The 23,483-nt window shown below is 72.6% G+C and carries 26 protein-coding genes and 2 pseudogenes; 17 read left to right on the forward strand and 11 right to left on the reverse strand.

All coding sequences use genetic code 11. The features are described from left to right. Nucleotides 1-21 precede the first annotated feature (21 nt). Nucleotides 22-693 carry a DUF4097 family beta strand repeat-containing protein gene (locus E1283_RS07225; RefSeq protein ID WP_132817060.1) on the reverse strand — a complete coding sequence of 224 codons (672 nt, stop codon included), beginning with the start codon at nucleotides 691-693 and terminating at the stop codon, nucleotides 22-24. Nucleotides 694-915: 222 nt separating this feature from the next. Between E1283_RS07225 and E1283_RS07230 the strand changes: the two genes are divergently transcribed. Genes E1283_RS07230 through E1283_RS07240 form a run of 3 tightly spaced genes read left to right on the forward strand, consistent with a single transcriptional unit; the run spans nucleotide 916 to nucleotide 4,277 of the window. Further along, nucleotides 916-1,650 carry a helix-turn-helix domain-containing protein gene (locus tag E1283_RS07230; protein ID WP_132817061.1) on the forward strand — a complete coding sequence of 245 codons (735 nt, stop codon included), beginning with the start codon at nucleotides 916-918 and terminating at the stop codon, nucleotides 1,648-1,650. Nucleotides 1,651-1,700: 50 nt separating this feature from the next. Further along, on the forward strand, nucleotides 1,701-3,770 hold the full coding sequence (locus E1283_RS07235; RefSeq protein ID WP_207930319.1) for an ATP-binding SpoIIE family protein phosphatase: 2,070 nt from the start codon (nucleotides 1,701-1,703) through the stop codon (nucleotides 3,768-3,770). An 18-nt stretch (nucleotides 3,771-3,788) separates the two neighbouring features. Then, a complete protein-coding gene (locus E1283_RS07240) occupies nucleotides 3,789-4,277 on the forward strand; it encodes an NUDIX hydrolase (protein ID WP_207930320.1) in 489 nt (162 codons plus the stop codon). A gap of 23 nt (nucleotides 4,278-4,300) precedes the next feature. Here E1283_RS07240 and E1283_RS07245 read toward each other — a convergent pair whose 3' ends face one another. Together E1283_RS07245 and E1283_RS07250 are read right to left on the reverse strand one after the other, a co-directional pair. After that, nucleotides 4,301-4,624 (reverse strand): helix-turn-helix domain-containing protein, encoded by a 324-nt coding sequence (locus E1283_RS07245; protein ID WP_132817062.1) that lies wholly within the window; start codon nucleotides 4,622-4,624, stop codon nucleotides 4,301-4,303. Continuing rightward, the gene (locus tag E1283_RS07250) at nucleotides 4,621-5,001 is read right to left on the reverse strand and encodes a type II toxin-antitoxin system RelE/ParE family toxin (RefSeq protein ID WP_132817063.1); all 381 of its coding nucleotides are present in this window, start codon (nucleotides 4,999-5,001) and stop codon (nucleotides 4,621-4,623) included. Before E1283_RS07250 ends, E1283_RS07245 begins: the two co-directional genes overlap by 4 nt. A 195-nt stretch (nucleotides 5,002-5,196) precedes the next feature. Between E1283_RS07250 and E1283_RS07255 the strand changes: the two genes are divergently transcribed. Then, a complete protein-coding gene (locus tag E1283_RS07255; protein ID WP_132817064.1) occupies nucleotides 5,197-5,421 on the forward strand; it encodes a hypothetical protein in 225 nt (74 codons plus the stop codon). A gap of 53 nt (nucleotides 5,422-5,474) precedes the next feature. On the opposite strand, the gene E1283_RS07260 is transcribed toward E1283_RS07255, so the two are convergent. Continuing rightward, nucleotides 5,475-9,128, reverse strand: a complete 3,654-nt coding sequence (locus tag E1283_RS07260; RefSeq protein WP_165956045.1) for an ABC transporter ATP-binding protein — start codon at nucleotides 9,126-9,128, stop codon at nucleotides 5,475-5,477. Nucleotides 9,129-9,524: 396 nt separating this feature from the next. Between E1283_RS07260 and erm the strand changes: the two genes are divergently transcribed. Beyond that, the gene (gene erm / locus E1283_RS07265) at nucleotides 9,525-10,301 is read left to right on the forward strand and encodes an ErmE/ErmH/ErmO/ErmR family 23S rRNA (adenine(2058)-N(6))-methyltransferase (RefSeq protein ID WP_132817065.1); all 777 of its coding nucleotides are present in this window, start codon (nucleotides 9,525-9,527) and stop codon (nucleotides 10,299-10,301) included. Here the strand turns inward: erm and E1283_RS07270 are convergent. Together E1283_RS07270 and E1283_RS07275 are read right to left on the reverse strand one after the other, a co-directional pair. Beyond that, a complete protein-coding gene (locus tag E1283_RS07270) occupies nucleotides 10,255-10,662 on the reverse strand; it encodes a hypothetical protein (RefSeq protein ID WP_132817066.1) in 408 nt (135 codons plus the stop codon). The genes erm and E1283_RS07270 overlap by 47 nt on opposite strands. After that, entirely contained in the window at nucleotides 10,655-10,882 is a 228-nt protein-coding gene (locus E1283_RS07275) for a hypothetical protein (protein ID WP_132817067.1), read from the reverse strand. The genes E1283_RS07270 and E1283_RS07275 overlap by 8 nt, the downstream gene beginning before the upstream one ends. 118 nt (nucleotides 10,883-11,000) lie before the next feature. Here E1283_RS07275 and E1283_RS07280 point away from each other — a divergent pair, with 118 nt between their 5' ends. The 3 genes from E1283_RS07280 (at nucleotide 11,001) to E1283_RS07290 (ending at nucleotide 12,752) form a co-directional block, all read left to right on the forward strand. Continuing rightward, a complete protein-coding gene (locus E1283_RS07280) occupies nucleotides 11,001-11,837 on the forward strand; it encodes a helix-turn-helix domain-containing protein (protein ID WP_132817068.1) in 837 nt (278 codons plus the stop codon). Next, complete coding sequence (locus E1283_RS07285; RefSeq protein ID WP_132817069.1) at nucleotides 11,834-12,031, forward strand: DUF397 domain-containing protein; 198 nt, start codon at nucleotides 11,834-11,836, stop codon at nucleotides 12,029-12,031. The genes E1283_RS07280 and E1283_RS07285 overlap by 4 nt, the downstream gene beginning before the upstream one ends. 76 nt (nucleotides 12,032-12,107) lie before the next feature. Continuing rightward, nucleotides 12,108-12,752: a dihydrofolate reductase family protein gene (locus E1283_RS07290; protein ID WP_132817070.1), complete on the forward strand. Its 645-nt coding sequence runs from the start codon at nucleotides 12,108-12,110 to the stop codon at nucleotides 12,750-12,752. Nucleotides 12,753-12,767: 15 nt separating this feature from the next. On the opposite strand, the gene E1283_RS07295 is transcribed toward E1283_RS07290, so the two are convergent. Next, the gene (locus E1283_RS07295) at nucleotides 12,768-13,034 is read right to left on the reverse strand and encodes a helix-turn-helix domain-containing protein (RefSeq protein WP_132817071.1); all 267 of its coding nucleotides are present in this window, start codon (nucleotides 13,032-13,034) and stop codon (nucleotides 12,768-12,770) included. A 59-nt stretch (nucleotides 13,035-13,093) separates the two neighbouring features. On the opposite strand from E1283_RS07295, the gene map reads away from it, so the two are divergent. Genes map through E1283_RS07310 form a run of 3 tightly spaced genes read left to right on the forward strand, consistent with a single transcriptional unit; the run spans nucleotide 13,094 to nucleotide 14,541 of the window. Beyond that, nucleotides 13,094-13,861 (forward strand): type I methionyl aminopeptidase, encoded by a 768-nt coding sequence (gene map, locus E1283_RS07300; RefSeq protein WP_132817072.1) that lies wholly within the window; start codon nucleotides 13,094-13,096, stop codon nucleotides 13,859-13,861. Between the two features lie 30 nt (nucleotides 13,862-13,891). Then, nucleotides 13,892-14,155 (forward strand): hypothetical protein, encoded by a 264-nt coding sequence (locus E1283_RS07305; RefSeq protein WP_132817073.1) that lies wholly within the window; start codon nucleotides 13,892-13,894, stop codon nucleotides 14,153-14,155. Next, nucleotides 14,152-14,541, forward strand: a complete 390-nt coding sequence (locus tag E1283_RS07310) for a PIN domain-containing protein (RefSeq protein WP_132817074.1) — start codon at nucleotides 14,152-14,154, stop codon at nucleotides 14,539-14,541. Before E1283_RS07305 ends, E1283_RS07310 begins: the two co-directional genes overlap by 4 nt. Nucleotides 14,542-14,608: 67 nt before the next feature. Here E1283_RS07310 and E1283_RS07315 read toward each other — a convergent pair whose 3' ends face one another. Continuing rightward, complete coding sequence (locus E1283_RS07315) at nucleotides 14,609-15,307, reverse strand: response regulator (RefSeq protein WP_132817084.1); 699 nt, start codon at nucleotides 15,305-15,307, stop codon at nucleotides 14,609-14,611. Next, the gene (locus E1283_RS07320) at nucleotides 15,304-16,431 is read right to left on the reverse strand and encodes a sensor histidine kinase (protein ID WP_243744661.1); all 1,128 of its coding nucleotides are present in this window, start codon (nucleotides 16,429-16,431) and stop codon (nucleotides 15,304-15,306) included. Before E1283_RS07320 ends, E1283_RS07315 begins: the two co-directional genes overlap by 4 nt. 250 nt (nucleotides 16,432-16,681) lie before the next feature. Between E1283_RS07320 and E1283_RS07325 the strand changes: the two genes are divergently transcribed. The 3 genes from E1283_RS07325 (at nucleotide 16,682) to E1283_RS07335 (ending at nucleotide 20,099) form a co-directional block, all read left to right on the forward strand. Continuing rightward, complete coding sequence (locus tag E1283_RS07325) at nucleotides 16,682-17,554, forward strand: ABC transporter ATP-binding protein (protein ID WP_132817076.1); 873 nt, start codon at nucleotides 16,682-16,684, stop codon at nucleotides 17,552-17,554. Beyond that, nucleotides 17,548-19,137, forward strand: a complete 1,590-nt coding sequence (locus E1283_RS07330) for a hypothetical protein (protein ID WP_132817077.1) — start codon at nucleotides 17,548-17,550, stop codon at nucleotides 19,135-19,137. Before E1283_RS07325 ends, E1283_RS07330 begins: the two co-directional genes overlap by 7 nt. Before the next feature lie 113 nt (nucleotides 19,138-19,250). Beyond that, entirely contained in the window at nucleotides 19,251-20,099 is an 849-nt protein-coding gene (locus E1283_RS07335) for a CPBP family intramembrane glutamic endopeptidase (protein ID WP_207930321.1), read from the forward strand. Between the two features lie 18 nt (nucleotides 20,100-20,117). Here the strand turns inward: E1283_RS07335 and E1283_RS07340 are convergent, their stop codons facing one another. After that, nucleotides 20,118-20,675 carry a CGNR zinc finger domain-containing protein gene (locus tag E1283_RS07340; protein WP_132817078.1) on the reverse strand — a complete coding sequence of 186 codons (558 nt, stop codon included), beginning with the start codon at nucleotides 20,673-20,675 and terminating at the stop codon, nucleotides 20,118-20,120. Nucleotides 20,676-20,743: 68 nt separating this feature from the next. Here E1283_RS07340 and E1283_RS07345 point away from each other — a divergent pair, with 68 nt between their 5' ends. Then, entirely contained in the window at nucleotides 20,744-21,952 is a 1,209-nt protein-coding gene (locus E1283_RS07345) for an MFS transporter (protein WP_132817079.1), read from the forward strand. On the opposite strand, the pseudogene E1283_RS07350 reads toward E1283_RS07345, so the two are convergent. Further along, nucleotides 21,873-22,073, reverse strand: a pseudogene (locus E1283_RS07350) (nuclear transport factor 2 family protein); the annotation flags it as partial. The gene E1283_RS07345 and the pseudogene E1283_RS07350 sit on opposite strands and share 80 nt — an antisense overlap. Here E1283_RS07350 and E1283_RS07355 point away from each other — a divergent pair. Together E1283_RS07355 and E1283_RS07360 are read left to right on the forward strand one after the other, a co-directional pair. Further along, nucleotides 22,051-22,320, forward strand: a pseudogene (locus E1283_RS07355) (hypothetical protein); the annotation flags it as partial. The pseudogenes E1283_RS07350 and E1283_RS07355 sit on opposite strands and share 23 nt — an antisense overlap. After that, nucleotides 22,317-23,480, forward strand: coding sequence for a low temperature requirement protein A (locus tag E1283_RS07360; protein ID WP_243744662.1), 1,164 nt, complete (start codon nucleotides 22,317-22,319; stop codon nucleotides 23,478-23,480). The pseudogene E1283_RS07355 and the gene E1283_RS07360, both read left to right, overlap by 4 nt. Nucleotides 23,481-23,483: the final 3 nt, after the last annotated feature.

The raw sequence follows: 23,483 nt of genomic DNA on the forward strand, positions 1-23,483 counted from the left end.
GGTCGGGGTGGGCCGTGGGCCTTACAGGCTGCGGGCGGTGATGTCGCCGTAGGACGTGGTGGCGTGGATGGCCACGTCGGCGGCGGCGCCCTCGGTGTTCCTGAGGGAGTTGCGGATCCGGCCGTGGCCGGTGCCGGCGTCCAGGGAGGCGGAGGCGCCGCGGGCGGCGCCGACCGTGATGTCGCCGGCCTGGGTGCGCAGGGTGAGGGTGCCGCGGACGGCCTCGGTGACCTGGAGGTCGCCCTTCTGGGTCGCGAGCTCCGCGGCGCCGCCCAGGCGTCCGACGGTGATGTCGCCGGCGAGGAGGGTGAGGTGGGCGTCGGCGGTCTCGTCGAGCTTGACAGTGCCCTGCGCGCCGTCGAAGGTGACGTCTCCGAGCCGCCCGACGCCCCGGAGTTCGGCGCTGGCCGCCTTGGCGTCGACGCGGGAGCCGGCGGGCAGTTGGACGGTGATCTCGACGGCCCCGGAGGGGCCGAGGATCCGGCTGCCGGACTCGGGGGTCCCGATCCGCAGGACGCCGTCGGCGTAGGTGACCTCGGTCCGTTCCGCCAGCTTCACGTCACGGCCCTTGGTGGCGTCCGCGGGCAGGATCTCCACGGTGGTGTCGGCCCGGTCGGCGGCGATGAGGCGGATGTGCCCGGCGGGGATGTCCAGGACGGCGGAGACCGGGGCCGGGGTGGCGAACTTCTGCATGGTGTGCTCCTTCGAGCCGTTGTTTCCGATGACCGAAACGCTACGTTGCATTCGCCGATCTGGCAACGCACATGTTGCACCGAAACAGCATCACCGCAGGTAGATAGCCCATAAACGTTGCAACGGACTGCCGGATAACGCAACGACCCGCACTTCGGCCGTTGCAATGGATGGCGGTGAACGCTACTCTGGGCGCACCCCAGGACCACGAAGGAGACCGCGATGCCGGGAGGCAGACTCACCCAGCAGGAACGCCAGCAGATCGCGCTGGGGCTGGCCGACGGCCTCGCCTACGCGGAGATCGCCAGACGCCTCGACCGCCCCACCTCGACGGTCACGCGCGAGGTGATGCGCAACGGCGGCCCCACCGGCTACCGCGCCGACCTCGCCCACCGCGCCACCGAACAGCGCGCCCACCGCCGCGGCGCGCAGGCCGCGCCCCGGGGGGCGCGGGCGGCCGGGCCGGCCCACGGGCGCGACACGGAGGCGGTGCGCGCCTACGAGGAGACGCTCACCACCGTCTTCATGCAGTCGGGTACGCCCAAGATGATGGCCAGGGTGCTCGCCTGCCTGCTGACCAGCGACTCGGGCAGCCTCACGGCGTCCGAGCTGGTCCAGCGTCTGGAGGTCAGCCCGGCGTCCGTCTCCAAGGCCATCGCGTTCCTGGAGGAGCAGGCGTTCGTCCGCCGGGAGCGCGACGAGCGCCGCCGCGAGCGCTACGTCGTCGACGACGACATCATGTACGACTCCATGATGGCCAGCGCCCGCGGCACCGCCGAGATCGCCGAGATCGCGCGCCAGGGCGTCACCGTCCTCGGCGCCGCCACCCCCGCCGCCACCCGCCTGGAGAACATCGCCCGCTTCCTGGAGTTCATCTCCGAGAGCATCGCCCGGGCCGCCGACCAGGCCCGCGAGGTCCTGCACAGCAACCTCGAACCGGACAGGGAGCGCGGCTGACCCGCCCCGCTGGCCGGGCGGCCGGCGGCGGGCGCGGTTACGGTTGACGGGTGGGCTGGCTACCCGGACGTGGTGGACGGGGCGGCGTGCTGACGCTGCTGCTCGTCTGCATCGTGCTGTTCGGCGGCATCCAGGTGTACGACGCCGCGGTCGGCGGCCGGGTCAGGTGGGCGGGGTTCACGGCGCTGGCGCCGGTCGTGGCCGGGGCGCTGCTGCCGTTCGGGCCGACCGTGGCGGTCGGTGTGACGGCGCTCGTCGCCGACCTGCTGGTCTACGGGCTCTTCGTCGGAAACGTCCCGCTCAGCTCCCGGCTGTGGGCGGTGGCCGTCGTGGCGTTCGGCGCCGCGCTCGGCGTCGTGGTCTGCCGGGTGCGCCTCGACCGCGAGGCGCGGGTCAGCCGGCTGACGATCGCCCGGGACCGGCTCTCCCTGTTGGGCGAGGCGAGCCAGCAGGTCGGTTCGACGCTCGACGTGACCCGGACCGCCCAGGAGCTGGCCGAGGTGGCCGTACCGCAGTTCGCCGACTTCGTCGTCGTCGACCTCTTCGACCCCGTGCTGCGCGGCGAGGAACCGGACCCCGGGCCGATCAGGGGCGCGGTGCGGATGCGGCGCGTCGCCCACCAGTCCGTCCTCGAGGGCGTTCCCGAGGCGGTGCTGGAACCGGGCGAACCGACCCACTACCCCGAGCAGTACATCCTGGCCCGTTGCCTGGCCGAGGGCCGGGCCGTGCGGGAGCCGATGCGGATCGGCGACCAGCAGCCCGAGTGGCTGGAGAAGGACGACATCCGCGCCGAGCAGGCGCGGAAGTTCGGATTCCACTCCAGCATCGCCGTACCGCTGCGGGCCCGCGGCACCACGCTCGGCGTCGCCGTCTTCATCCGCCACCGCAGGCCCGAGCCGTTCGACGACGACGACCTGCTGCTGGCCGCCGAGATCGGCGCCCGCGCGGCCGTCTGCGTCGACAACGCCCGCCGCTACACGCACGAGCACCGCACCGCGCTCACCCTGCAGCGCAGCATGCTGCCCCGGCGGCTGCCCCGGCTGGCCGCCGCCGAGGTCGCGACCCGCTACCTGCCGGCCGGCGGCCAGGCCGGGGTGGGCGGCGACTGGTACGACGTCATCCAGCTCTCCGGCGCCCGGGTGGCGCTCGTCGTCGGCGACGTGGTGGGCCACGGCCTCTACGCCACGGCGACGATGGGCCGGCTGCGGTCCGCCGTCCGCACGCTCGCCGACATCGACCTGCCGCCCGACGAACTGCTCACCCACCTCGACGACGTGATGATCAGGCTCCGCACCGAGACCGAACAGGACAGCCCCGGCGGCGAGTTCAGCGCCACCTGCCTCTACGCGGTCTACGACCCGGTCTCCCGCCTCTGCACCCTCTCCCGGGCCGGGCACCCGCTGCCGGCCCTGCTGCTGCCGGACGGCCGGGTGGACCACATCGAGCTGCCGGCCGGGCCGCCGCTCGGCATCGGCGGGCTGCCGTTCGAGTCGGCCGAGCTGCTGCTGCCCGAGAACAGCGTGCTGGCGATGTTCACCAACGGCCTGCTCGAATCGCGCCGGGACGGCACCACCGCCGGCATCGACGAGCTGCGGCAGGCGCTGTCCGAACCGTTCACCACGCTCGACGAGGCCTGTGACACGCTGCTTCGGACGCTGTTGGAGGAGGGGCCGAAGGACGACGTCGCGCTGCTGCTGGCCCGCACCCACGCGCTGGACGAGGCGCACGTGGCCACCTGGGACGTGGCGCCGGACCCGGAGTCGGTGGCCACGGCGCGCGAGCTGGCCGCCGAGCAGCTGGCCGAATGGGGGCTGGCGGACGCGGCGTTCACCACCGAGCTGGTGGTGAGCGAGCTCGTCACCAACGCCATCCGGCACGCCGGCGGGCCGATCCAGCTGCGGGTGATCCGCGAACACGGCCTGATCTGCGAGGTGTCGGACGGCAGCAGCACCTCGCCGCACCTGCGCCGGGCGCGGGTGTACGACGAGAGCGGCCGCGGGCTGTTCATCGTCGCCCAGCTGACGGAACGTTGGGGCACCCGGCAGACCAGCAGCGGCAAGACGATCTGGGCCGAGTTCTCGCCGGACGCCACACTGCCCGTGGACACGTTGTCAGTGTGACCTGGCAGGCTGGTGGCCATGGACGACGACACGACGCGACCGCTGGCCACCGGGCCACTCGGCATGCGGCTGCTCGCCTTCGAACGCCTCCCGGAGGAGAGCGAGTTCACGGAGGCACCGGTCAGCTACTGCCTGGTGGCGCTGCGCCACGAGGCCCGGGTCCTGCTGGTCCACGACCGCGGCCGGGGCTGCTGGGAGCTGCCGGGCGGCGGCATCGAGCCGGGCGAGACACCGCGCGCGGCGGCCGCCCGCGAACTGCGCGAGGAGACCGGCCAGTCCATATCCCCGGCGGCCCTGCGCTTCGCCGGCTTCGCCAAAACCGCCTTCCGCGACAAGCCCGTGATGCGCGGCGCGCTCTTCCACGCCGAGGCGGCCACCGTCACCCCGTTCACCCCCAACGACGAGATCACCGCCGTCACCTGGTGGACCACCGGAGACCCCCCACCACCCGGCGGTCCGCTCCAGACGGTGGACGTGTTCCTGGCCGAGCTGATGCGGGAGGAGTGAGACCGGAGCCACCGACCGCCTCGTCATCCGACCTTGCGCAGCTCTCCGTCGTCGAATACCGCGACCATGACGAGATCGCCGCCAAGAGCCCGCACGTAGCGGGTGATGACATCGTTGCCGGACACCTGGCCGTTCTCGATCTGCGAGACGCGCCCCGTGCTCACGCCCATCCGGTCGGCCACCTCTCCCTGAGTCAACCCACGTTCCCGACGCATCTCCGCCAACCGCCAGGCACGCGCTTCCACGATCAGCCGCAACGCGCCCTCCTGGAAGGCTTCGCTTCCCCCGGCCAACTGCTCGGCCCGCTCCCGATGGCCGCTCGCGGCCCATCCAACGAACTCGGTCACTGTTCCCACTCCTCCTTCCGCTCAGCCAGGTAGCCGGCGAAGCGTCGCTCCGCCTCGGGAATCGCCCGCAGGTACCAGTCGTTCCAATCTCCGGACTTGTCCCCGGCGACAAGCAGAATCACGTCCTGCCACGGATCGAAGACGAAGAGCACGCGCACCTCGCTTCGCCCACCGGATCCCGGACGAAGCTCCTTGAGATTGTGCAGTGCGGAGCCCTTCACCCGGTCGACCAGCGGCCGGCCCTGCGTCGGCCCGGTACAGGCGAGGACCCAGATCGCCTGATTGACCAGCGTGTACGAGCGAGGATCCGCCTTCTCCAGGTCGCTCAGCCACTGGTCCACCTCCCGTGTCAGGTAGACATCCCATCGTTGCTCCACGCACGCACCTCCGAACTTTAGCAAGTACTAAACATCGGGGTGGTTCGTGGAAGACAGCCAAGACCGGATCTACCACTCCATCGAGTGGCGGGCCGCCGAACCCAGTGCGACGCCACCGGTGGTCCGCTCCAGACGGTGGACGTGTTCCTGGCCGAGCTGATGCGCCCGGGGGTGGCGGGGGCGTAGCGTCGCGGCATGGGGAGAGCTGATGGTTTCGCGTTCGAGACCCGGGCAGACGGCAGTGTGCTGATCACGCATCGCGGCCGGGTGGCGGCGGTGCTGCGCGGTGAGCGGGGGCGGGAGTTCCTGGCCGCGATCGAGGCGCCGGGAGCCGACCCGCAACTGCTGATGGCCCGCTGGACGGGGAACTACCGGCGGGGCAACGAGCGCACGGCCCGCGACCACCCGCGCAACCGCTAGCCTGCCGGCGCCCCGAAGGGGCGACGGCCCGCCGCGGCGCTCCGCGCCGGCGGTTATCTGTTGGCCGCGCCGGCAGGCGACTCGGCGCCCGTGTAGCTGGCCCAGAGGCGGGCGTAGTGGCCGCCGGCGGCGAGGAGTTCGGCGTGGGGGCCGTCCTCCACCACCCGGCCGCGGTCGAGGACGACGACGCGGTCGGCGCGGGCGGCGGTGCTGAGCCGGTGGGCCACCACCAGCGTGGTGCGGCTGCCGGCGAGGCGGTCGGTGGCCTGGTTGACCAGGGCCTCGGTGGCGAGGTCGAGGGCGGCGGTGGCCTCGTCGAGCAGCAGGATGTCCGGCCGCACCAGTTCGGCGCGGGCCAGCGCGACCAGCTGCCGCTGGCCGGCCGAGAGGTTGCGGCCGCGCTCGGCGACCCGGTGCCGGTAGCCGCCGGGGAGCGCGGCGATCATGGCGTGCGCGCCGACCGCCCTGGCCGCCGCCTCCACCTCGGCGTCCGTGGCGTCGGGCCGGCCGTAGGCGATGGCGTCCCGGAGCGGTCCGGGGAAGAGGTACGGCTCCTGCGGCACCACGCCGAGCCGGTGCCGGTAGCCGGCCAGGTCGAGTTCGCGCAGGTCGGTGCCGTCGACCCGCACCGCGCCCGCCACCGGGTCGTGGTAGCGCGCCACCAGCTTGACCAGGGTGGACTTGCCGGCGCCCGTCTCGCCCACGAAGGCGACGATCTGCCCGGCCGGGATCCGCAGGTCGATGCCGGCCAGGGCCTCCCCTTCGGCGCCCTGGTAGGCGAACCGGACGCCGTCGAACTCCACGGCGCCGCTGAGCGACTCGACGCCGACCGGCCGCTCGGGGGCCGGCGTGGAGGTGCGCTCGCGCAGCAGCTCCTGGATGCGTCCGAGCGAGACCACGGCCTGCTGGTAGCCGTCGAAGACCTGGGAGAGCTGCTGCACGGGGGCGAAGAAGAGCTCGATGTAGAGGAGGTAGGCGACCAGCGCGCCGGCCGTCAGGGTGCCGTCGCCGACCCGTCCGGCGCCCACCACCAGCACGCCGGCGGTGGCCAGGGTGGCGAGCAGCTGCACGAAGGGGAAGTAGACGGAGATCAGCCACTGCCCCTGTACGCGCGCCCGCCGGTAGCCGTCGGAGCGGTCGGCGAAGCGCTCGTGGCCGTCCCGCTCGCGGCGGAACGCCTGGACGATGCGCAGCCCGGCGACGGACTCCTGGAGGTCGGCGTTGACGCCGCTGACCCGCTCGCGCGCCAGCTCGTAGGCGCGGACGCTGCGGCGCCTGAACACCACGGTGCCGGCGACCAGCGGCACCAGCGTGGCCAGCACGATCAGGGCCAGCTGGAGGTCGATGGCGAGCAGCACGCCCATGATGCCGAAGAAGGTGAGCACGGAGACCAGGGCCTGGGTGAGGCCGGTCTGGAGGAAGGTGGTGAGGGCGTCGACGTCGGTGGTCATCCGGGTCATCACCCGGCCGGCCTGTTCGCGCTCGTAGTAGTCGAGTCCGAGCCGCTGGAGCTGGGCGAAGATCTTGACGCGCAGCGAGTAGAGGGCGCGTTCGCCGGTGCGGCCGACGGCGCGGAGGGCGCCGTACTGGGCGACCCACTGGCCGAGCACCACGACCAGCGCGACGCCGGAGGCCGTCCAGACGGCGCCGAGCGCGGCCCGCTCCACGCCCGAGTCGATGCCGTGCCTGATCAGCACGGGCACCAGCAGCGAGGCCGCGGCGTCGACGACCACCAGGAGCAGGGCGAACAGCAGCGGGCGGCGCAGTCCGGCGAGCAGCCGGCGCAGGCCGTAGTCGGTCTCGGCGCTGGCGGCGCGCGCCTCGTCGATCTCCGGGGTGTCGGTGGCGGGCGGCAGGGCGGCGACCTGGGCGCGCAGCTCCGGGGTGCCGGCCGAGTCGTCCTCGGCCTCCGCGGTGTCCGGCCAGGGGTCGCCGGCCGGCTCCGCGTCGAACCCGGCCGGGTCGCGCTCCACGCCGCCGAGCTCGCCCGGGTCGGCGAGCAGCTGCCGGTAGAGCTCGCAGCGCTCGACCAGGTCCTCGTGGCTGCCGGTGTCGACCAGCCGGCCGCCGTCCAGCACCGCGATGCGGTCGGCGAGCTGGAGGGTGGACTGGCGGTGCGCGATGAGCAGCGTGGTGCGGCCGGCCATCACGGACCGCAGCGCGTCGTGGATCTCGTGCTCGACGCGGGCGTCCACGGCGGAGGTGGCGTCGTCCAGGATGAGCAGCCTGGGGTCGGTGAGGATGGCGCGGGCCAGCGCGATGCGCTGCCGCTGGCCGCCGGAGAGGGTCAGGCCCTGCTCGCCGATCCGGGTGTCGTAGCCGTCCGGGAGCGCCAGGATGAACTCCTCGGCCTGGGCGGCGCGGGCCGCGGCCCTGATCCGCCGGTCGTCGGCGTCGGGGTGGCCGTAGGCGAGGTTGGCGCGGATGGTGTCGGAGAACAGGAAGCTGTCCTCGGGGACCAGGCCGATGGCGGCGCGCAGCGAGTCGTAGGTGAGGTGGCGGACGTCCTCGCCGCCGATCAGGACGGCGCCCTCGTCGGGGTCGTAGAAGCGGGGCAGCAGCAGCGAGACGGTGGACTTGCCGCTGCCGGACGGGCCGACGACGGCCAGCGTCTCGCCCGGCTCGATGCGCAGGCTGAGGTCGCGCAGCACGGTGCGCTCCGGGCCGTAGCCGAAGGAGACGCGGTCGAACTCGACGGTGGCGGGCGCGTCGGCCGGCAGCCCGTGGGCGTCCGGGGCCTCGGTGATCTCCGGAGTGGTGTCGATGAGCTCGATCACCCGCTCGACGCCGGCCCTCGCCTGCTGCCCCATGGTGAGGATCAGGGTGAACATCCGGACCGGGCCGACGAGTTGGGCGAGGTAGGTGGAGAAGGCGACGAAGGTGCCGAGCGTGATGTCGCCGCGCGTCGCCATCCAGCCGCCGAACGCCAGCATCGCGACCTGGCCGAGCGCGGGCACGGCCTGGAGGGCCGGGGTGTAGCGGGCGTTCAGCCGCACGGTGCGCATCCGGGCGGCGAAGAGCCGACCGCTGACGCCGCGCAGCTTGCCCGTCTCCTGCTCCTCCTGCCCGAAGCCCTTGACGACGCGGACGCCGGTGACGGCGCCGTCCACCACGCCGGCCACCTCGGCGGCCCGCTGCTGGGCGTACCAGGTGGCGGGGAAGAGCCGGTCCCGGCTGCGGACGGTGATGAACCAGAGGGCGGGGCCGACGGCGAGCGCGACGAGGGTGAGCGGCGGGGAGAGGGTGACCATCACGACCAGCGAGACGGTGAAGAGCATCAGGTTGCCGATGGTCATCGGCAGCATGAAGAGCAGGCCCTGGATGAGCTGGAGGTCGCTGGTGGCGCGGCCGACGACCTGCCCGGTGGAGAGCTGGTCCTGGCGGCGGCCGTCGAGCCGGGTGATGGTGCGGAAGATCTCGGTGCGCAGGTCGTGCTGCACGTCGATGCCGAGCCGGCCGCCGTAGTAGCGGCGGACGAAGGTGAGGACGTAGACGACGACGGCGGCGCCGATCAGCAGCGCGATCTGTCCGCCCAGCCCGCCCTCGCCGCCGACCACGACGTCGTCGATGACGTTCTTGACGATCAACGGCATCAGGGCCATCACGGCCATGCCGAGGAGCGAGGCGCCGACGGAGAGCAGCAGGTTGCGACGGTAACGCCAGCAGTAGGCGGTCAGCCGCCGTATCCATCCAGCACCACGTGGCACGCCGTCTCTCCCTCGTCGTCGTATCCCAGGGAAGCCCAACGCCGGGACCTGCGAATTTCATCCCACTGCAACACTATGAACCGACGATCAGCGGAGTGGTAATTCGGTTGCGGGGCATCGACGCGTGTGCGTACGGTCACCGCCATGGGAGCGATCTTCAACCACGGTCTGTGCGCCGCCGCGCAGGCCGTGTTCGTGTTCACGCGTCCTCGTGCGCGGCGTCCGGCCCTGGTCCTGGGGGACCTGCCCGGCGCCTGAGCGTCCCGTTTGTCGTCAGTTCTCCCGTGCCTGCCAGGGCCGTCCGTGTGTCTCTGACCACCGGACAGGCCGTCGGCACCCCTTCGCGTTCCCATCCGCCGCCTCGGCCTGTCCTCACACACGAGGACGTGAGCCTTCATGGCACGCGAACACATTCACCGGCGCAGGAACCTCTCGCAGAACTTCCTGCACGAACCCGGCGTGCTCGGCATGATCGTGCGCACCGCCGCGCTGCGGCCGGACGAGACCGTGCTGGAGCCGGGCGCCGGCGAAGGCACCCTGACCCGGATGATCGCCGGCGCGGCCGGCCGGGTCGTCGCCTACGAGATCGACCCGGCACTCTCCCGCCGGCTGCCGTCCCGCCTCGCCCCGGCGGGGAACGTACGGGTCGTCGCCGGCGACTTCCTGCGCGCCACACCGCCGCGCACGCCGTTCGCGGTGGTCGGCAACATCCCGTACTCGCGCACCACGGACATCGTCCGCTGGTGCCTGGACGCGCGGGCGCTGACGTCGGCGACGCTGGTGACCCAGCTGGAGTTCGCCCGGCGCCGCACCGGCGACTTCGGCACCTGGCCACTGCGCACGGTGCAGAGCTGGCCCGAGCACGCCTGGGAGCTCGGGCCACGGATCCGACGTGAGCACTTCACGCCGGTGCCGCGCACCGACTCCGCGGTGCTGCGGATCCGCCGTCGCCCCGAGCCGCTGCTGCCCAAGCACCGGCTGCCGGAGTACCGGGCACTGGTCGCCGAGGGCTTCACGGGCATCGGCGGCTCGCTGCGCGCCACGCTCGCCCGGCACCGCCGGGCGTCCCGGGTCCGCGACGCGCTGCGCGCGGCCGGCGTCCCGGACTCCGCGCCGGTGGGCGTCGTCAGCCCGCCGCAGTGGCTGATGCTGTTCCGGCGGCTCGCGCCGTAACCTCAGCCTCCCGGACGGCGGCGGCCAACTCCGCCGCGGACTCGGCCTCGGTGCATCGGCCTGCCGTGGGCAGGAACAGCACCGGTCTGATCTCCCAGGCGACCCGCACCCCGGTACGGGTCCGTACGGGCAGTCGGCAGGACCTACCGGCCCGCAGCCGGTAGATCGCCTCCCACTGCCCGTACGACAGCCACCGGTACACCCGCTCCGACTCGTCGGCGTCCAGCAGCGACAGCACCGTGCGCACCTCCACCCGCATCCAGATCAACGCCTGGATCGGCCGCGGGGCGCGCCGCGCCTGGACGCCGACCTCGTCGCCCCGCCGGACGACCCGCTCACACCACAACCCCGGCTCAAGCACGGGCCTGACCGGCCCGCACCACGGCGGCGAGCCGCCGCGCCGTGTCGACATCGCAGCGGCCCAGCTCCACGAGCGGCCGGATGTGGAAGACCGAGGTACACGAGACCAGGTCGACGGCGAGCGACGGCAGGACGATGCCGGCACCGGCGAGCGCGTCGCTCAGCTCCTGTACGGCCTCGGCGGAGACCTCGATGGCCTCGGCGGGGAGTCGTTGCTTCATGGGGGGGTCGCCTTTCCTACGGGAATTACGTTCCGCGCCCATAGCGTGACCATCCGCGATTAGACTCCGGAAGGGGTTTCAACCCCGCAAGTCGCCTGCGGCAAAGGAGCGTTGGCCAATGGTTCGCCCGAAGGATCTGAATCCCTACCTGTCTCCTCGAACCTTCTACGGCGCCGAACTACGCCGCCTCCGCGAGGACGCCGACCTCTCCCAGGACGCCCTCGGCGAGCGCGCCTTCTGCTCCGGCACCTACATCGGCCAGTTCGAAACGGCGGAGCGCCGCCCGCAGCTGGACATGTCCAAGCTCTTCGACGACATCTTCGGCACCGGCGAACACCTCCAACGGCTCTGCAAGCTGGCGCACGAGGCGGAGAAGCATCCCGATTACTTCGCCACAGCGGCCGAGTTGGAAAAGCACGCAGAGACATTCTGCGAGTTCACCGGGATGCACATCCCTGGGCTGCTCCAGACCGAGGAATACGCCCGGACGTTGACGCGCTCCTCGCACCCCTTCGCCCCTCAGGAAGAGGTCGAGAAGCGTGTCACCGCGAGAACGGAGCGGCAGCGGATTCTCAACGATCCAACTGCGCCCGAGTTGTGGTTCATCGTGCACGAGGCCGCGCTTCGCCTGCCGATGGACGGACCTGAACTGATGCGGGCCCAGCTGGACCGGCTGGTGGCCCTGGGACGCGACCACCACCGGGTGATGTTGCAAGTCCTGCCCTTCTCCGCAGGACCCCATCCCCTGCTGTACAACACCGTCATCCTGATGACGTTCGCCGACTCGCCCTCGGTGACGTACACCGAGGGCGCGTACTCGGGTCAACTGATCGAAGAGCCGGCGCTAGTAGCCCGATACTTCAAGGCATACGATCACCTCAGGGCCATCGCCCTACCGCCCGAGACGTCCCTGGCACTGATCGAATCCCTGGCAAAGGACCTCTGGACCCCATGACCACGGCACCCGACCTGAGCATCGCCGACTGGCGCACCTCGTCCTACAGCAACGGCGACGGCGGTGCCTGCGTCGAGGTAGCCGACAATCTCCCGGGCATCCACCCGGTCCGCGACACCAAGTGCCGCCACGACGGGCCCACGCTCCTCTTCCCCACCCCGGCCTGGGTCGCGTTCATCCGTACCGTGAAGTAGTCCTCCCGGCTCAGCGGCGATGAGTTTCGCCGGTTCCGGTGGTCCAACAGCCACGGACCAATGGAGGAGGAATCCGGTGAGCCAACTGCTACGCGTGCAGAACTTCACCGTCTCAAGCGACGGATTCGGTGCCGGCGAGGGGCAGAGCCTGGAGCGGCCGTTCGGGCATGCCGACCCCAGGGAGCTGATCGCCTGGGCCGGCGCCACGGCGAGCTGGCCCAACCGTACGGACGGCGGCGGGAGCCGGGGCCTGGACGACTACTTCACGCGGGACTTCTCGCACAACATCGGCGCCGAGATCATGGGGCGCAACAAGTTCGGGCCGCAGCGCGGCCCCTGGCAGGACCACGAGTGGGTGGGCTGGTGGGGTGACGAGCCGCCGTTCCACACGCCGGTCTTCGTCATGACCCACCACCCGCGTCCCTCGTTCACCCTCTCCGACACCACCTTCCACTTCGTCGACGGCGACCCGGCCAGCGTCCTCGAACAGGCCCGGGAGGCGGCGGAGGGGAAGGACGTGCGGCTCGGCGGCGGGGCGACCACCGTGCGGGAGTTCCTGGACGCCGACCTCGTCGACACCCTGCATGTCGCGGTCTCGCCGTTGACGCTCGGCTCCGGGGTGCGGCTCTGGGAGTCGCCGGACGAGCTGCGCGACCGGTTCCACCTCGACGTCGTGCCCAGCCCGAGCGGCGTGACGCACCACCTGTTCTGGCGGAAGTAGCGGCCGTGAACCGGGTCAGGCCGCTGCCGCGCTCCGTTCGTCCAGGGCGCAGGCGGCGGCCACCTCGTCGAGCGAGAGGCCGAGCGCGCCGGCCAGGGCGGCGATCGTGAAGAACGCCGGCGTGGGAGCCCGTCCGGTCTCGATCTTCCGCAGCGTCTCAGCGGAGACGCCGGCCGCCGCCGCGACCTCCGTCATGCTGCGTTCGCCGCGTGCGTCGCGCAGCAGGGTGCCGAGGAACCGGCCCCGCTCGCGCTCCTCGGGGGTGAGTGGAGTGCGTACCATACCCGTGATACTAATACCGGTATAAGAATTGGGTCACGGGGTCCGGGAGGAACGGCAGCATGGTGGAGATCAAGACGGACGAGGCGCTGGCGCTAATGCGCGAGTCGGGACGGGTCACGGCGCGGGCGCTGGCGGCCGTGCGGGAGGCGGCGGCGCCCGGCGTCTCGCTGCGCGATCTCGACGAGGTCGCCCACGCGGTGATCCGGGACGCCGGGGCCAAGCCGGCCTTCCTCGACTACCACCCGCACTTCGCGCCGACCCCCTACCCGGGCGTCATCTGCGCCTCGGTCAACGACGCGATCGTGCACGGCATCCCGGACGGTTACCGGCTGCGCGACGGCGACCTGCTGAGCGTGGACTGCGGCGCCTACCTGGACGGTTGGGCCAGCGACTCGGCCGTCAGCTTCACCATCGGCGAGGCCAGCGCGGACGACCAGCGACTGCTCGACACGACGCGCGAGGCCCTCGAAGCCGGCATCGCGGCCGCCGTGGTCGGCGGCCGGCTCGGCGACATCGCCCACGCCATCGGCCGGGTCAGCCGGGCCGCCGGCTACGGGATCATGGAGGGCTACGGCGGCCACGGCATCGGCCGCCAGATGCACGAGGACCCCTCGGTCCCCAACGAGGGCCGCCCGGGCCGGGGTTTCAAGCTGCGGCACGGCCTGGTGCTGGCCCTGGAACCGATGCTGATCACCGGAGGCCGGGACGACTGGCACACGGCCGCCGACGGCTGGACCCTCCGCAGCAACGACGGCAGCCGCGCGGCCCACTTCGAGCACACGGTGGCCATCACGAACGACGGGCCACGGGTGTTGACCCTGCCGTGAGTCGCGCATACGCGGCGTATGCTGACTCGCATGTCTGACGTCATGATCCGCGTCCCCGACCATGTCCGCGACCGGCTGGCGCTACTCGCCGAAGCCCGCGGCGTGTCGATCCGCTCGCTCGTCCAGGAGTTCGCCGAGTCGACGCTCACCCCCAAGGAACGCGAGGACCGCGCCGAGAGGACGCATGCCTACCTCGCCGAGCACTTCGGCGTCCACGTCACCACCGAGGACAGCGAACGCATGCGGCGAAAGATTCAGGATGCTTTCGCCAGCCGCTCCGAGGCCGCCGCGTGATCCAGCAGCACCTGGTCATCGATCAACCGACCCTGCTGGCACTCGGCTCGGGCAACCGCAACGCCTCGACCCTGATTCATCACGCCGGCCTCGACTCAAGCACTAGGCTGTGGGTCCCCGTGCTCTGCGTGTTGGAGGCGGACCGCGAACGTCACGGCGTCGCGGCCCACGTCGGCGCGCTGGAAGTGCTGAACGCGGTCGATCTGACGTTCTCCGACATACTGGCCGTCTCCCAACTCTGCGCCGCCGGTCTCACCCCGGGCATCGCCCACGCGGTCCAGGTCGCCGCGCCCTCCTTCGAACGCCCGGAGGGTGCGATCGTCGCCACGATCGCCCCGGACGCCTACCAGGGCACAGGCGCACGGGTCATGGACCTGAACAAGTAGCGGCATCGACGGAAGCGGGTAACGCTCCGGCATCACCACACCACTTCGAGTGGTGGGCCCCGGCGCGTCAGGCGGGCGGCGCTGCTCCCGGGACGACGATGCGGGTCTCGTAGGCGTGGATGACCGCCTGGGTGCGGTTCTGCGCGGAGAGCTTGGTCAGGATGTTGCTGACATGGGTCTTGACCGTTTCCAGGCTGACCGTGAGCCGGTCGGCGATCTGCGGGTTCGACAGGCCGGCGGCCATCAGCCGCAGGATCTCCGTCTCCCGGCCGGTGAGCCGAGGGCGATCGCGCGCCGCCGCGTCCGGCTGCTGTCGGTTTCCCAGAAGCCTGCGCACGGCGTCGGGAAACAGCAGCGAGTCCCCGGTGGCCACCAAGCGGACGGCGTGTGCCAGCTGCCGGGCCGGCGAGCGTTTGAGCACGAAGCCGTCGGCACCGGCCCGCAGCGCCTCGTAGACGTGGTCGTCGCTCTCGAACGTCGTGATGATCAGGACCTTCGGCGGCACGTCGAGTTTTGCCCGCAGCCGCCGGGTGACCTCGATGCCGTCGAGTTCCGGCATCCGCACATCCATCAGGACGACGTCCGGTCGCAGCTGACGCACCGCCGGCAGCACCTCGGCCCCGGTGGCCGCTTCGCCTACCACCGACAGGTCGGGCTGGGCGGACAGCAGGACCCGCAGCCCGGTTCTGGTGAGTTCCTCGTCATCCGCGATCAGCACGGTCACCAGCCTCCCGGGCCCGGCTGCCGTACCGCCGCTGCCGGTCATGGTGCGGCCCACAGCGGTATCCGGGCGGTCAGCCGCCACTGTCCGCCAGGCGTCGGCCCGGCGGTGAACTCCCCGTGCAGAAGCCGGACCCGTTCCGCCATGCCCGTCACGCCCTGGCCCTGGCGCGACCGCCGCCGCGCGATACCGCGGGTGCGGGTGACGGGGTTGCCGAGCTCCACGGTGAGCCAGTCACCGTCGATGACGACGCGCAGCGTGACGGGCGCCCGGTGAGCGTGCCGTAGAACGTTCGTCAGGCCCTCCTGCACCAGTCGGTACGCCTCCCGGGACACGGTGGCCGGGACGCCTGCCCCGTCGCCCCGGACGTCGGCGTGCACCTCGGTGCCGGTGCTGCGGACACGGTCCAGGAGCGTCGGCAGGTCGGCCAGGGTGCGTCGCGGCGAGGTGGCCGCGGCACCGGTGCGGAGCACGCCCAGGACGTGGTCGAGGTCGTCGAGAGCGCTGCGGGACGACTCCTCGATGTGGCTGAGCGCACGCCTGGCGCCGGCGGGGTCGGTGCCGAGCAGCTCGGCGGCGACCGCGGCCTGAATGGTGGCGGCGGTGAGGGTGTGCCCGATCGAGTCGTGCAGTTCGCGCGCGAGTTCGGTGCGCTGTTCCAGGCCGCGGAGCCGCGCCTCGAGGGCGGCGAACCGGTCCGCCGCGCCCGGGCCGAGCAGCGCGAGCGCCAGCGCCCGGAAGCCGGCGATCGAACCGGCGCAGGACCAGGCGGCCAGCACCAGCGCGGCGGCGGCCGCGAAGAGCGTCCACGCGCCGGGCCCGCCGGCGGCCACCGGCACCGACAGGCCGAAGAGCTGAATCCGGTCGCCACCGCGCAGCCAGCTTCCGACCAGAAAGCACGCGGTCAGTACCAGCAGACCCGCCACCACCGTGACGATCCAGCCCGCCAGCACGTGCACCAGCAGCCAGGCGGCCGCGCGGGCACGGGTCGCACGGTCCGGGCGCGACGTACCCGCCATGGGAGCGGGCAGGGCGGTGCCGAGCAGGCGGTTGGCGAGCCGGATGCTGGCCGTGCGGGTTGGAGCGAGCAGGCCGCAGGCCACCACGGACACGCCCAGTGCCAGCAGGAACACGATGAACCGCCAGCCCGCCTCAGAGAGGCGGGTCACCACCGCCACGGGCAGAGCCACCGGCGTCAGGAGGCATCCAACGCCGGCGCCCACCAACGCGAAACCGGCGGCCCGGTAGGTGTCTGCCCTGATCAGCGGGCGTATCAGTGGCCACACGCCACTCAGTATCCCCGCTCCGACCCGCGGTCTCCTCCCTCGTGCGAGCCAGATCCGGTTTCCCCCGCGGGTGGGAACGAGATGGCTGACGACGGGGATTCGGTGGCCGGTGCCCGACCGAGACGGTGGTCCCATGCTGGAACTGATCGATATCAGCAAGGTCTACCGGGGCGGCAAACGGTCGCTCGACGGGGTGACCATGCACGTGAGGGCCGGCCTGCTCGGCCTGCTGGGGCCGAACGGCGCGGGCAAGTCGTCCCTGATGCGGATCGCGGCTACCGTCACCCGGCCGAGCAGTGGACGGGTGATGTTCGAAGGGAGCGACGCGGTCGCCCGGCCGGAGCCGCTGCGCGCCGCGCTCGGCTACCTGCCGCAGGACTTCGGTGTCTACCCGCGGCTGACCGCCCGGGAATTCCTCTCCTACCTGGCCGCGGCCAAGGGCATCCGCGCCCGGGACGCCAGGGTCCGCATCGACGAACTGCTCCACCTGGTCAACCTCACGGAGGTCGCCGGGCGCGCGCTGGGCGGCTACTCGGGCGGCATGCTGCGCCGGGTCGGCATCGCCCAGAGCCTGTTGACGGACCCTCGGGTCCTGATCGTGGACGAGCCCACGGCGGGCCTCGACCCCGAGGAGCGGGTCCGATTCCGGAATCTGCTGAACGAGTTGGCGGCCGACCGCGCCGTTCTGCTGTCCACCCACATCGTCTCCGATGTCGAGTCGGTGGCCTCGGACATCGCCGTGCTCGCCGGCGGACGGCTGGTGGCCCGGGGCCTGCCCGAGGACCTGCTGCGTACCGTGGCCGGCCGGGTCTGGGAGGTGACGGTGCCGGCCGAGCACGCGGCCTCGCTTCAGGCCGGACACCTGGTGTCCAGGACGACCCGCACCCGGGACGGCCTACGGCTGCGGCTGTTGGCCTCGGGGCCGCCGGTCCCCGACGCCGAGGCCGTACGGCCCGGCCTGGAGGACGCCTACCTCGCCATCGTCAACCAGGTCGCGGCATGCTAGCGGCGGCAGGCCGACTGGGCAGGCTGGCGTTCGGTGACTTCCTCGACCGGGCACGGCGCCCCGCCTACCTGGTTGTCCTGGCCACGGCCGTGGGGCTCGGCTACCTCGCCGTGCCGGACACCGACGCCCACTGGGTCCTCATGAGGGTGGGCGACTACCGGGGCCGGTACGACAGCGCCTACACCGGCATGGTCACCGCGCTCGGTGCGGCACTGTGGCTGTCGCTCGGCGGCTTCTACGCGGTACGTGACGCGCTTGCCAGAGACGAGCGCACCGGAGTCGGCGAACTGTTGGCTGCCAGCCCGCTCCACACGGCGGGCTACCTGGCGGCGAAGTTCCTCGGCAACGTCCTGGTGCTCGCGTCGATGGTCGGCGTACTCGCCGGCACGGCCTTGGTGATGCAGGTGGTCAGGGACGAGTCGTCCTCGGTGGACCCGGTCGCCCTGGTGGCGCCGTTCCTCCTGGTGACCCTGCCGGTGGTGGTGCTGACGGCCGCTATGGCGCTGTTGAGTGAGACGGTGCCGGCTCTGCGCGGCGGTCTCGGCAACGTCGTCTGGTTCTTCGCATGGCTGGTGGCGGTGTTGGGCGGCATGGCCCCTGGCATCCCCCTGGGCGGCCTCGGCGTACACCAACCGGTCGCCTCGATGCGGGACGATCTGCTCGCCCAGGGAGGCCAGGTCTCGGAAGGGGACTTCAGCCTCGGCCTCACCTACGAGGAGACGCCGCTGCGCGTCTTCGACTGGGACGGCTTCACACCGACCACCGGCTACCTGCTCGGCCGGGCGACGCTGGTACTGGTGGCGGTGGTGCTGGTGCCGCTGCCGGCGCTGTGGTTCGCCCGCTTCGATCCCGGGCGCCGCGGTGGCGGGAGCGGTACTCCGGCCGGGCGGCACGTTGCCCCGGCCGCACCGGCCGAGGGCGCGCGGCCGGTCATGGCCACCGCGTTCGCCGGCAGGCCACGCACACCGGTACGCCCAGGCCGGGCCGGGGGGCGGTTGCTGACCGGCGAGCTTCGGATCCTGCTACGCGGCGGCAGGTGGTGGTGGCTGGGCCTCGCGGCCATCACGGCCGCCGGCGCGCTGGCACCGCTGTCCGGCGTCATCCGGTTCGTCCTTCCGCTGGCCTGGCTGTGGCCGATACTGCGGTGGTCCCGGCTTGGCTCCCAGCGCCACGAACACGGCGTCGCCACCCTGCTGGACGCCTACCCCACGCCACACCGCAGAACGATCGCGGAAGGGCTGGCCGGCGTGTGCGTGGCCGCGCTGGCCGGGCTGGCGCCGCTGGCCCGGCTGCTGGTCGCGGGAGACTGGCCCGGAGTGGCCGCCTGGTGCGGCGGCGCCCTGTTCGTCCCGGCGCTGGCCCTGGCGCTGGGCACGTTGAGCCGGAGCCACCGGCTGTTCCAGACGATCTACCTGCCCCTGTGGTACGTCACGGCGAACGGCCTGCCGTTCCTCGACTTCATGGGCGCGTGCCGCATCGACGGCGCGCTCGCCGGGCCGAGCCCCCTTCTCTTCCTCGCATCGGCACCGCTGCTCCTGGTCGCCGCGCTGGCCACGAACGCGGCCCGCAGCGCGGCCAGTTGAAGCAGCGAGCCCTGTTCTTCGGTTCCTTCGGTTTCTTCTGTTCCTTCTGTCTCTTCCGATACCTGCCACCTGCCACCTGCCCCCGCTGCCCGTCAACCGAGGAGCGCCTCGACGTGTCCGCGAACGTTGTGAAGTCTGCCCGTACCCGCGGCATGGTGGTCTTCTTCGCCATCGCCTTCGGCGGGAGCTGGGTCGCCATGGTCGGCGCGCGGCTGGCCGGCATGTCGCTGGTGAACCCGTTGGTCCAGCTGACGTTCGCCTTCCTGCCCGCGGTCGGCGCCGTAGCCGCCCGCCGGATCGGCCGCGAGGGTTTCGGTGACGCGGGACTGGCCTGGCGTCTGCGCGAGCGGTGGCGCTGGTACCTGATCGCCTGGCTGAGCCCGTTGTTCCTGGCTTTCGCCGCGATCGGCGTCGCCGCGGCCGTGGGCGAGACCGTGCGCCTGTCGGCACTCGGCGACCTTGTGCCCGGGCTACCCGGGTGGGCCGGCGTGCTGGCGCTCATGGCCGTGGTGCCGCTGCTCACACCGCTGTACTGGGGCGAGGAGTTCGGCTGGACCAGCTACCTGCGCCCGCGTCTGTACCCGGGACGCCTGGCGTGTTCGGTGGTGTCCACCGGGCTCGTATGGGCGGTGTGGCATTACCCGCTGGCGTTCCTCGGCTACATCGAATTCGCCAACCCGGTCGTCGGCCTGCTGGTGTGGACCTGCTCCTTCCTCTTCCAGGAGATCCTGCTCGCCCTGCTCTATCTGCGCTCCGGCACCATCTGGGCCGCGAGCCTGGCGCACGCCGGAAACAACATGGTCCTGATGCTGCTGGTGGACACGGTCCTGGAGGACAGCGACACCACGACGCAGACCTGGCTTCCCGTCGTTCCGCTCGCGGCCCTCTGCGCCCTGGTCCTCTACGCCGGTCGGCACCGGCTCCACACAGTCCCCGATCGCCAACTCTCCCCTGTCGCCTGACGGCACGGTGACGGGCGGTCACTCCCGCCGCCGGCGGCGCCGGTGTTCGGCGACGCGGGTGCGGTTGGCGCAGGCCGGGGAGCAGAAGCGGCGGGCGGCGCCCGGGCCGGTGCCGAGGTAGCGGCGGGCGCAGCCGGCCGCCGCGCACTGGCCCCAGGGGACGCGGCCGTACTCGGTGAGGATCTGGGCCAGCGCCAGTGCGCTCGACGCCGTGAACCAGTCGGCCCAGCTCGCGTCGTCGCCCCGGTCGACGTGCAGGTGCCAGGGTCCTGTGTCGTGGCGGACGAGGCGGGGGCGGGCGCCGCACTCGGCGAGGAGCGCGTTCAGCGCGGGTGCCGCGCGGTCGGCGTCGGTCTCGGTCAGGACGGCGGCCAACCGCTCGGCGGCGGCGCGCAGCCCGGCGGCGTCGTCCGGTGAGAACGCCGCCTCGGTCAGGTCGGCCGGCTCCTCGCCGTGCCGGGCGAGCAGTTCGGCGAGCGCGGCCCGGGAGATCCCGGGGTCGGCGCGCACCGCGTTCACCACGTCGATCAGCCGCGCGGCCGGCCGGAATCCGCTCCCTGTCGTCTTCTCGACCATCGCACCCCTCGCCGACCCGCCTGTAATGTGTTGTGCCGCCAATACGTTACACCGGGGAGGGGGCCCGTATGCGCCGCTGTCTGCTCGTCGCGTTCCTCGCCCGGCTGGCCGACGAGGGGCTGCCGTTGGCGGTGCTGCTGCTCGCCCAGGCCCGTACCGAAAGCCCGGCGCTCGGCGCGTTCACGCTGGCCGCGTGGCTCGCCCCGCATGTGCTCGCGGCCCCGGTGACCGGCACGCTGCTGGCGCGCGCCCGCCACCCGCGTCCGCTGTACGCCGCCGCCCTCGGCTGCTTCGCCGCCGCCGTCGCCGGGGTCGCGCTCACGCTCGGACGGGTGCCGGCGCCGGTGACCCTGGCCGTCGCGCTGGCGGGTGGCTGCTGCGGCCCGGTCGTGACGGGCGGCATGTCCAGCCTGCTCGCCGGCCTCGCCCCGGCCGGCGCCGCCCGGGACCGGGCGTACGCGCTCGACGCCGGCAGCTACAACGCCGCCTCGGTGGCCGGCCCCGGCGCGGTCGGGCTGGCCGCCACGACCCTCTCCCCCGGCCTGGCGGCCGGCCTGCTGGTGGCCGCCGCCGCGTTGGCGGCGGCCCTCGCGCCCGTCCTGCCGCTCCGGGCCGAGCCCACGCCCCAGGCCGCCGGGCCCACCGCCTGGACCGCCGGGGCCGTCGCGCTCTGGCGGGTGCCGGAGCTGCGCGCCATCACCGGCGCGACCACCGTCGCGTTCCTCGGCATCGGCGGCTTGACCACGACCGCCGTGCTGCTGGCCGCCGAACACGGCCGCCCCGAGGGCGGCGGCGCGCTGATGACGGCGTTCGCCGTCGGCGCCCTGGCCGGCTCGCTGCTGCTGGCCAGGCGCGCGCCGCGCCTGGACCCGCCGGCCCTGGCCTTCCTCGCCCTGCTGGGCCTCGGCCTGGCGCTGGCCGGCGCCGCACTTGCTCCCTCCTACCCGACGGCGCTGCCCTGCTTCGCGCTCGCCGGGCTCTGCGACGGGCCGCTGCTCACCGCCACGCTGCGGATCCGCGCCGACCACGCGCCGCCGGCCGCCCGTGCCCAGGTCTTCACCGTGGCCGCCGGCCTCAAGATCACGGCCGCCTCCTGCGGCACCCTGCTCACCGGCCTGGCAGCCGACGCCTCCCCGGCCGCGCTGCTCCTCGCCGTCGCCGCCTGCCAACTGGCGGGCGCGGCCGTGCTGCGCGGCGTCAACGGTGCCGGTGATACGCCTTGTTGGCGATCCGCCAGCCCGCCCCGCCCGCGTCGACCAGCAGGAAGACGTCGGTGAAGGTGTCGGCGCCGTACCGGAGCGTCATGGTCGCGGTGGCGACGGTGCCGTGGACGTGGACGGCGTCGATGCGGCGGGAGCGGGTCGCCTCATCCGGGGCCGGCCGGCCGGGGAAGACGGCGCTGGTCGCGACCGGCCACGCCATCGCGCTGATCCCGGGCGTGTTGACGAGGGCGCTGCGGGCCGACGTCACCACCGTGCCGCTGGTGGACCCCCCGACCCGTGGGATCTACGCCGTCACCCCGCTCCGCAATCCGCACCCGGCCGCCGCGGCCCTGCTCGACGAGTTGGCGACGGCCTTCGGCGCGCGCCGCCCCATCCGTGACACGCACCATGACGGTGAGGATTGCCCCAGTATGTCCCCATGAGCAGCGCGCCCCTGCACCGGCCCATGGTCGCCCGCGATCCCGAGGAGGAGCACCGGCCGGCCACCCCTCTCGAGCTGTTCTTCGACCTCTGCTTCGTGGCCGCCGTGGCCCAGATCTCCGGCGAACTGCACCACTACGTCGCCGACGACCTGGCCGCGCACGCCCTCCCCGGCTATCTGGCCGTGTTCTTCGCGATCTGGTGGGCCTGGATGAACTTCACCTGGTTCGCCTCGGCCTACGACACCGACGACGTGCCCTACCGGATCGCGACCTTCGGGGTGATCACCGGCGCGCTGATCCTCGCCGCCGGCGTCACCAAGGCGTTCGAGCAGCACGACTACCTGATCATCACCCTCGGCTACACGGTGATGCGTGTCGCCCTGATCAGCCTCTGGCTGCGCGCCGCCCGCTCGCACCCCGAGGGGCGGACCACCGCCCTCCGGTACGCGCTCGGACTCGTCGTCGTCCAAGCCGCCTGGCTCTGCTGGCTGTTGGTGCCGCCCGGCCTGCAACTGCCGCTGTTCGCCGCGTTCGCCGTGTGCGACCTGGCCGTGCCGGTATGGGCGGAGCACCTCCGCCGCACCCCCTTCCATCCGCACCACATCGCCGAGCGGTACGGCCTGTTCACCCTGATCGTGCTCGGCGAGTCGGTGCTCGGCGCCACCACCGCCGTGCGCTCGGCCGTGGACGCGAACCAGGCCACCTGGCACCTCTACGCGGTGGCCGCCGGCGGGCTGTTGACGGTCTTCGCCATGTGGTGGCTCTACTTCGCCAGGCCCGCCGCACCGCTGCTCGTCTCCCTCCGCGTCGCCTTCGTCTGGGGCTACGGCCACTACCTGATCTTCGGCTCGGCGGCCGCCGTGGGCGCCGGCCTCGCGATCAACGTCGACCAGGTCACGCACCACGCCGCCATCGACCGGGTGCCGGCCGCCGCCGCGGTCACCCTCCCGGTGGCCCTCTTCCTCCTCACGCTCTGGCTGCTGCACGTCAGGCCGCACCAGGTGAACCCCGGGCACAGCGCACTCTTCCCCGGCACGGCGCTGCTGGTGCTCGCCACCACCCTCGCCCCCGCGCCGGTGCTCGTCACCGGGCTGCTGCTGACCGCCCTGGTGGCCGCCGGCCTGCTCGCCGGCCCCCGCGCCCCGCGGGCCTCAGGCTGACCC

It is taken from the genome of Streptomyces hainanensis, assembly GCF_004348415.1.
GTDB lineage: Bacteria > Actinomycetota > Actinomycetes > Streptomycetales > Streptomycetaceae > Streptomyces > Streptomyces hainanensis.